Source organism: Mycobacterium sp. (genome assembly GCF_035697385.1).
In the GTDB taxonomy this organism is placed as follows: Bacteria; Actinomycetota; Actinomycetes; order Mycobacteriales; family Mycobacteriaceae; genus Mycobacterium.
The window spans coordinates 1-7,029 of sequence record NZ_DASSCY010000322.1; the positions used below are offsets into that span (position 1 = coordinate 1).

The 7,029-nt window shown below is 64.8% G+C and carries 7 protein-coding genes and 1 pseudogene; 4 read left to right on the forward strand and 4 right to left on the reverse strand.

The annotated features are described in order from the left end of the window. Nucleotides 1-1,073: MFS transporter (locus VFH65_RS27375; RefSeq protein ID WP_353325982.1), on the reverse strand; the 1,073-nt coding region annotated here is incomplete at its 3' end. 18 nt (nucleotides 1,074-1,091) lie between these two features. After that, nucleotides 1,092-1,364, reverse strand: a complete 273-nt coding sequence (locus VFH65_RS27380; protein WP_353325984.1) for a DUF4235 domain-containing protein — start codon at nucleotides 1,362-1,364, stop codon at nucleotides 1,092-1,094. Nucleotides 1,365-1,429: 65 nt separating this feature from the next. Here VFH65_RS27380 and VFH65_RS27385 point away from each other — a divergent pair, with 65 nt between their 5' ends. Together VFH65_RS27385 and VFH65_RS27390 are read left to right on the forward strand one after the other, a co-directional pair. After that, nucleotides 1,430-2,296, forward strand: a complete 867-nt coding sequence (locus VFH65_RS27385) for a TIGR03619 family F420-dependent LLM class oxidoreductase (protein ID WP_353325986.1) — start codon at nucleotides 1,430-1,432, stop codon at nucleotides 2,294-2,296. A gap of 102 nt (nucleotides 2,297-2,398) precedes the next feature. Then, the gene (locus VFH65_RS27390; RefSeq protein WP_353325988.1) at nucleotides 2,399-3,175 is read left to right on the forward strand and encodes an STAS domain-containing protein; all 777 of its coding nucleotides are present in this window, start codon (nucleotides 2,399-2,401) and stop codon (nucleotides 3,173-3,175) included. Between the two features lie 45 nt (nucleotides 3,176-3,220). On the opposite strand, the gene VFH65_RS27395 is transcribed toward VFH65_RS27390, so the two are convergent. Next, the gene (locus tag VFH65_RS27395) at nucleotides 3,221-4,165 is read right to left on the reverse strand and encodes a helix-turn-helix transcriptional regulator (protein WP_353325990.1); all 945 of its coding nucleotides are present in this window, start codon (nucleotides 4,163-4,165) and stop codon (nucleotides 3,221-3,223) included. A 166-nt stretch (nucleotides 4,166-4,331) separates the two neighbouring features. Here VFH65_RS27395 and VFH65_RS27400 point away from each other — a divergent pair, with 166 nt between their 5' ends. Together VFH65_RS27400 and VFH65_RS27405 are read left to right on the forward strand one after the other, a co-directional pair. Next, complete coding sequence (locus VFH65_RS27400) at nucleotides 4,332-5,720, forward strand: cytochrome ubiquinol oxidase subunit I (protein WP_353325992.1); 1,389 nt, start codon at nucleotides 4,332-4,334, stop codon at nucleotides 5,718-5,720. Next, on the forward strand, nucleotides 5,717-6,715 hold the full coding sequence (locus tag VFH65_RS27405) for a cytochrome d ubiquinol oxidase subunit II (RefSeq protein WP_353325993.1): 999 nt from the start codon (nucleotides 5,717-5,719) through the stop codon (nucleotides 6,713-6,715). The genes VFH65_RS27400 and VFH65_RS27405 overlap by 4 nt, the downstream gene beginning before the upstream one ends. Before the next feature lie 76 nt (nucleotides 6,716-6,791). Here VFH65_RS27405 and VFH65_RS27410 read toward each other — a convergent pair. Further along, a pseudogene (locus tag VFH65_RS27410) lies at nucleotides 6,792-7,029 on the reverse strand (hypothetical protein); the annotation flags it as partial.

The window sequence follows — 7,029 nt, forward strand, 5'->3', positions numbered from 1 at the left end:
GCCCACAATCCCGCCGCCAGCACCGCGAAACCGCTCAGACCTTGAAAGACACCCTGCGCACTGCCTTGCACATCACCACCGACCAACGACGAAATCCACGCCTTCCCAACACCATCCGTGCATCCGGCGAACAATCCGTAGGCCCCGATCAGCACCCAGGCTGTGGCGGCGTCCGTCGTCAACCCCAGGCCCCCATAGCCGATTGCGAAGAACACCAGGCCGATTCCGAACACCGCGGGGCGCGGAATCCGGTCAGCGAGCAAGCCCGCCGGATAACTCGATACCGCATACACCGCGTTGTAGGTGACATAGGCCAGGATGACCTCGACCACCGAGAAGCCGATCTCGTTGAGCCGCAACAAAAGCAGGGCGTCCGGGAAGTTCACCACCCCGAACGCCACCAGGACCGCGGTCACCCGCCAATAGCGCCGAGGCAGCTCACCTACCTTGGCGAAAATCGCCTTCCGCTCGACACGCGGCAGCACCCGACGCTGTTCGCGAACGAGGAAGACCAAGGCGACGGACAGGACCGCAGGAACGACGGCCACCCACAGCAGCGGCGCGATCTGGTGGTCGAGCAGTTCGTAGCCGGCCAGGCCGAGCAGCGGGCCGACGACCGCGCCAAGCGTGTCCATCGCCCGGTGGAATCCGAAAACCCTGCCGCGGGCGGTGTCGTCGATGTCGGCGACCAACAGCGCATCGCGCGGCGCGCCTCGAATTCCCTTGCCTAGCCGGTCGACAACCCGGCCGGCCAGCACGCCAGGCCACACCGTTGCGGCGGCCACGAACACCTTGCCCAGCGCCGCCATCCCGTATCCCGTCGCGATCAACGGGCGCCGCGAGAACCGGTCGCCGAGTGGCCCCGCGGCCAGCTTGGTCAGCGATGCGGCGCCCTCGGCCGCCCCTTCCACTGCGCCGACCACCGACGCAGGCGCCCCGAGCACCGCGGTCAAATAGATGGGCAGCAGCGGGTAGAGCAGCTCGCTGGCGGCGTCCTGGAGAAACGAGACCGCCGACAGCACACGGACGTTGCGAGTGAGCCACGTGCGGCTGCCGCTGCGGGTCTCACTCACCCCGCCATGATGCCGGTATTACTTGGGACTCTCCTGGGTGACCGCCCGATAGCCCTTGGCGCTGGCCCGGTCTACCGCGGCGCGCACCAGACCGAATACCAGACCCTGAAGCGCCGCGGCGGTGATCGCCTCGCGACCCGAGCGGTCCAGATCCTTCGGATCCGGCGGTTCCTGGTCCGACGGGCTGATCCGCTGCCAGATCTCGGTGAAGATTCGGCCGGCCAGCAGACCGCCGCCCACGCTGCTCGCGACGGACAGGGGCATGTACAGGGCTTTTGCTACCGTGCTCACCGCCACCGCCTTCCCACATGCGCGATCGCTAAACGTCGCACTAGAACGCGTTCTAGTCTTGCGCTGTGCGATTCACCTACGCAGAAGCAATGACCGATCCGGCCTTCTACATACCTCTGGCCAAGGCGGCCGAGGCTGCGGGCTATCACGCGATGACGATTCCCGACAGCATCGCCTACCCATACGAATCGGACTCCACGTACCCATACACCCCGGACGGCAGCCGCGAGTTTCTGGACGGCAAGGCTTTCATCGAGGCGTTCGTCCTCGCGGGCGCACTCTGCGCGGTCACCACGACGCTGAAGTTCAACTTCTTCGTCCTCAAGCTGCCGATCCGGCCACCGGCGCTGGTGGCCAAACAGGCGGGGTCGCTGGCCGCGTTGTTCGACAACCGCCTCGGGCTCGGTGTGGGCACAAGCCCGTGGAAGGAGGACTACGAGCTGCTGGGTGTCCCATTCGCGAAGCGCGGCAAGCGAATGGATGAATGCATCGAGGTTATCCGGGGCCTGACAACCGGCGAGTACTTCGAATTCCACGGCGAGTTCTACGACATCCCGAAAACAAAAATGACGCCGGCGCCAAATAAACCGATCCCTATCCTCGTCGGCGGCCATGCCGAAGCGGCACTGAAGCGGGCGGCGCGCTGCGACGGCTGGATGCACGGCGGCGGCGAGCCCGACGAGCTAGACCGACTAATCAAGCGGCTCAACCAGATTCGCGAGGAAGAGGGCCGTACAGGCCCATTCGAGATCCACGTCATCTCGGTCGATGCGTTCACGCGCGACGGCATCAAACGCCTCGAGGACAAGGGCGTCACCGACGTCATCGTCGGCTTCCGGATTCCCTACATCATGGGTGAGGACAAGGAGCCGCTTGACACCAAAATCCGCAATCTTGAAATGTTCGCGGAAAACGTAATCGCCAAGCTCTAAAGGGGTTATCCCGCGCCTGCGCGGGTAGTCAGTTGGCAATGGCAGACACGGATTCGTACCGGGGCGGTGCGCTGGGCAGGCGTCTATCGGAAGTGACTTCCGATGCGGGTGAGCGCGGTGGCCCCTAATTCGACCAGCAAGCTGGCCGTCACCGCCCAGCCGGTGCGCGGGACTACGGTCCTGCGCGCTGAAGGTCTGCTCGACAGCAATACTTACCATGCACTCCGCGACACGATCATCAAGGCAGCACTTGACGAGCCTGCGGCCGTCGTCATCGACGTCGCCGGCCTGCGCGTCCCGGCGCCGTCGGCTTGGGTCGTGTTCACCAGTGCGCGGTGGCATGTCGGCAGATGGCCGGAGGTGCCGATTCTCCTAGTCTGTGACGATACCGCCGGCCGAGAAGCCATCTCCCGCAACGGTGTAACCCGGTATGTGTCGGTATATCCGACAGTTGAAGAAGCAATCGACACGCTGTCCGACTCTGCTCGGCACCGGTATCGTCGACGCGCCCAGGCACAATTGCCTGCGAAGCTGACCAGCTTGCGTCGGTCCCGCGACTTGGTGACCGAATGGCTGACGGCGTGGTCGCAAACCGACTTGATTCCTGTCACAAAGGTCGTCGTGACCGCGTTCGTCGAGAATGTCCTCCAACACACCGACAGCGCACCGGCAGTGCGACTCGAGACCGACGGCACGACGGTGGCAGTGGCGGTGGCGGATGCCGGTGCTGGCTCTGTCGTCCTTCGTGAGGACGGGAAGGCCAATGGCGCTGCATCGGGCCTGCGCGTCGTCGCCGCGCTATGCCGGATGTGGGGAACCGCGCCGACACCGGCGGGCAAAACGGTGTGGGCGGTGCTGGGGCCCGAGAATCGGCTGTAGGGCCCCGATCGGCGCGCGATTCTGCTGATTCGCCGTGCCAGATCGTCAGCCCCGCAACGTCGCATGTGGGCTTCGACCGTACGTTTCCCGGTAGAGAACCGCAAAACGACTGGTGTGCATGAATCCCCAGCGTGCGGCGATCGCCGTCACCGAATCCCGCATCCGATCACCCGCCAAAAGAGCCTCATGGGCGTGGTGCAGGCGGATCCGCCGCAGATACTGCATCGGCGTCATGTCCAGGTTGCGGCGGAACATGTATTGCACCGCACGCGGAGTCACGTGGACGGCTTCGGCGATATCGGCCAGTGAGATATCGCTGGCGGCGTTGGCGTCGATGTACTCGATCGCGCGCCGCAGCAGTTCCGGCTGATGGTCATTGCGGTCATGCGGCGACGTACCGACCGTAGCCGTGTTCGGGAATGTCGACAGTGTGACAGCGGCCAGCAGGCGGCTCGCATGCCCGAGCACCAGCGGCGTTGCCAAGGAATCGTCGGCCAGCACGCTGTTCTTCACGTAGTTCACGGTTTGTTGCCACAATCGTCCGGACGCGAGGTCGACCGGTTGGAAACTCGAAAAGCGAATCCCCAACGGTGCTTGGCTCACAGGCAGGCCGGTGGCCACACCGCCGACGAGCGGCGGGTCCAGCAACAGCGAAGTGACGCGCAGGCTCTCGGCGCGGGCGTAGTGCGGCAGGTCGGGCTGAGTCATCAGAGTCACCTCGCCCGCGCCCGCTTTGCCGGCGATACCGTCGCACTGACTTGCCACCCAGCCTCTGCTGGGCCAGGCGACGACCACTTTGTTGATCGGATCGGGAGCGGCTTCGAGGTCACCCACCAGCTCGATCTCTTCGATTGCAAAAGTCCCCACGTCGGTACGCGCATGCGTCAGCAGCGGTTTCCCGTCCGGCGGTGCGATGTCGCTGGTTGACAGGCGAAGACGGACCCCATAGGCGGATTCGAGAAACTCGCGCATCTCGGCGGGATCAGACACACGGACATGAGATCGCTGCGGCTCGCGAAGTTTTGTCGGGCTACCCGTCAGCGGGATCACCTCGTAAGGGTGACGTGGTCCAAGGGGCTACTACTTAACCCCATTTATGGCATTTACCTTACTCGCGGCGGTTTTCACAGGGTCTGCATCGGGGAAGAATGCCCTGATGGGGCTCAGCGATGTCGCGCTGGTTCTGGCTTCCGGCGACGAACCGCCGGGGCTGCTTCCGGCACGCCAGCAGATGGCGGTCTCGCTGGGCTGGCACATCGTCCTCGCCTGCTTCGGGGTGGCGTTTCCGACGATCATCTACGTGATGCATCGGCGGGGCATCGTGCGTGATGACCCGGTCGCACTTGGGCTGGCGAAGCGGTGGGCCAAGGTGTCGGCAGTGTTGTTTGCCATCGGCGCGGTCTCGGGCACCGTGCTGTCCTTCGAGATGGGCTTGCTGTGGCCGGGGCTGATGGGCCGGTTCGGTGACGTGCTGGGACTGCCGTTCGCATTCGAGGGGCTGTCGTTCTTCGTCGAAGCGATCTTCCTTGGCATTTACCTATACGGCTGGGGCCGCATGCCGCCGCGCCGTCATCTGGCCATGCTCATTCCGATGGGGGTGTCGGGCGTCGTCGGCACGTTCTGCGTGGTGTCGGTGAATGCGTGGATGAACCACCCTGCCGGCTTCGAGATGCGCGACGGCGAGGTCGTCAACGTCAACCCGTGGCGGGCGATGTTCAACGGCGGGGTGTGGCTGCAGTTCCTGCACATGTGGGTGGCCGCTTTCATGGTCGTCGGGCTGGTGGTCTCAGGCGTCTACGCATTTGGGCTGTTGCGGGGGCGCGTTGATGAGCATCATCGGCTGGGATTCACGGTGCCGTTTGTCTTCGCTTCGGTGGCGGCCCTGGCGCAGCCACTGATCGGTCACGTGCTGGGCATGCGGATCCACGACACGCAACCGGCGAAACTCGCCGCCTTCGAACTTGCCGAAACCACGGAGAGCCCTGCCCCATTGCGGCTCGGCGGCGTGCTCATCGACGGCGAGGTGCACGGGTCGCTGGACATTCCGCGGCTCGGGTCGATCATCGCCCGCAACTCGTGGGATGCGCCGGTGCCCGGACTGGACACCGTGCCGGAGAACGAGTGGCCGCCGGTCAACATCACGCACCTGGCGTTCCAGTCGATGGTCGTCATCGGGACGCTGCTTGCCGGTGTTGTCGTCCTGTACTGGCTGCTGCGGTGGCGAAGGCGCGACTTGCTCGGCAATCGATGGTTCCTGCGGTTCGCCGTCATCGCTGGCCCCCTGGCCATCCTGGCGGTTGAATTCGGTTGGATAGCAACCGAAGTGGGGCGCCAGCCGTGGACGGTGTGGCATGTGTTGCGCACAAGTGATGCCGTCACCACGAGCACCGGCATCTGGTGGACCTATATGGGAGTACTGGTCATCTATCTCGGCATGACCGTCGGCGCAGTCGTCGTGCTGCGGTCGATGGCCAGGCGCTGGCGTGCCGGCGAGGTCGACCTGCCGAGCCCGTACGGACCGCCACGACAGGAGCTACAGGCGTGACGTTGGCGACGGTGGTTGCGATCGCGATGTTCCTCGGCGTCATTGCGTACGCGTTGTTCGGCGGTGCCGATTTCGGCTCAGGCTTCTACGATCTCACCGCGGGCGGCGGTCAGGCGGGCCGTGAACTGCGGACGCTTGTCGATCACAGCATCGGGCCGGTGTGGGAAGCCAACCACGTCTGGCTCATTTACATTCTCGTCATCTGGTGGACCGCATTTCCCGAGGCGTTCGCAGCGGCGATGACGACACTGTTCATCCCTCTGATGCTCGCACTGACCGGGATTGTGTTGCGGGGAGCCAGTTTCGCGTTTCGCAAGTACGCCGCGACGATGGGCCAGGCCCGGTTGTTCGGTGCGATATTCGCGGGTTCATCGCTTATTACCCCGTTCTTCCTTGGCGCGGTCGCGGGCGCCATCGCGTCGGGCAGGGTACCGGCGCAAGGGTACGGCGACCGCGTCGGATCGTGGATCAACCCGACATCGCTTGTCGGCGGTGGCCTGGCAGTCACCACTTGTGTCTTTCTCGCCGGCGTCTTCCTGACCGCGGACGCCACCCGTGCCGGAAACACCGAGCTTGCAGAGAAGCTGCGCGCCAGGACGCTGGCGGTCGGGATCGTCAGCGGCCTGATCGTGTTCGCGGGGTTGTATCCGATCTCGGTAGACGCGCCAACACTGGCCGCGGGTCTGCGCACGCATGCGTCACCGCTGCTGGTGGTGGCGGCTGCGGCTGGATTGGCCGCCGTCGTGCTGCTGTATCGCCGAAGCTATTCGGTGGCAAGGCTTCCCGCCGCGGCTGCGGTCGGTGCTGTGATCACGGGCTGGGGCGCGGGCCAGTACCCATGGATGCTGGTGGACCAGGTCACCATCAATGATGCCGCAGGCGCAGACGCGACGCTGGCGGGCCTGCTCGTGGTCGTCGGCCTGGCGGGGGTGATCGTGCTACCGGCGCTTGGCTATCTGCTGTGGCTCACACAGACGGAGGAGTGGACGCACTGACCGGCCCTTGCGCCGAAACGGTATTCCAGCAGGGGTCTACTCGAACTTTCTCTGCTGGAATACCGTTTCGGCACCTTCACGTGGGACGCCAACCGCGCGAGACCATCGCATCCCACGCCTGCCTGACAAGGTCTGTGTCGCTGTCCTCTTTGATGGCCCGCACGACATGCCAACCCAGACGTGCGAGCGTCGGCCAGACACGCTGATCCTTGACGTATTGCGCTCTGCTGGTCCGATGTTGCTCGCCGTCGTACTCCGCACCGACCATGAAGTCCTCCCACCCCATGTCGAGGAACCGCACGAACTGGCCCCGC

Coding starts and splice junctions, on each gene's coding strand:
- VFH65_RS27400 (WP_353325992.1), top strand. CDS start 4,332: ATGGGGCTCAGCGATGTCGCGCTGGTTCTGGCTTCCGGCGACGAACCG.
- VFH65_RS27390 (WP_353325988.1), top strand. CDS start 2,399: ATGCGGGTGAGCGCGGTGGCCCCTAATTCGACCAGCAAGCTGGCCGTC.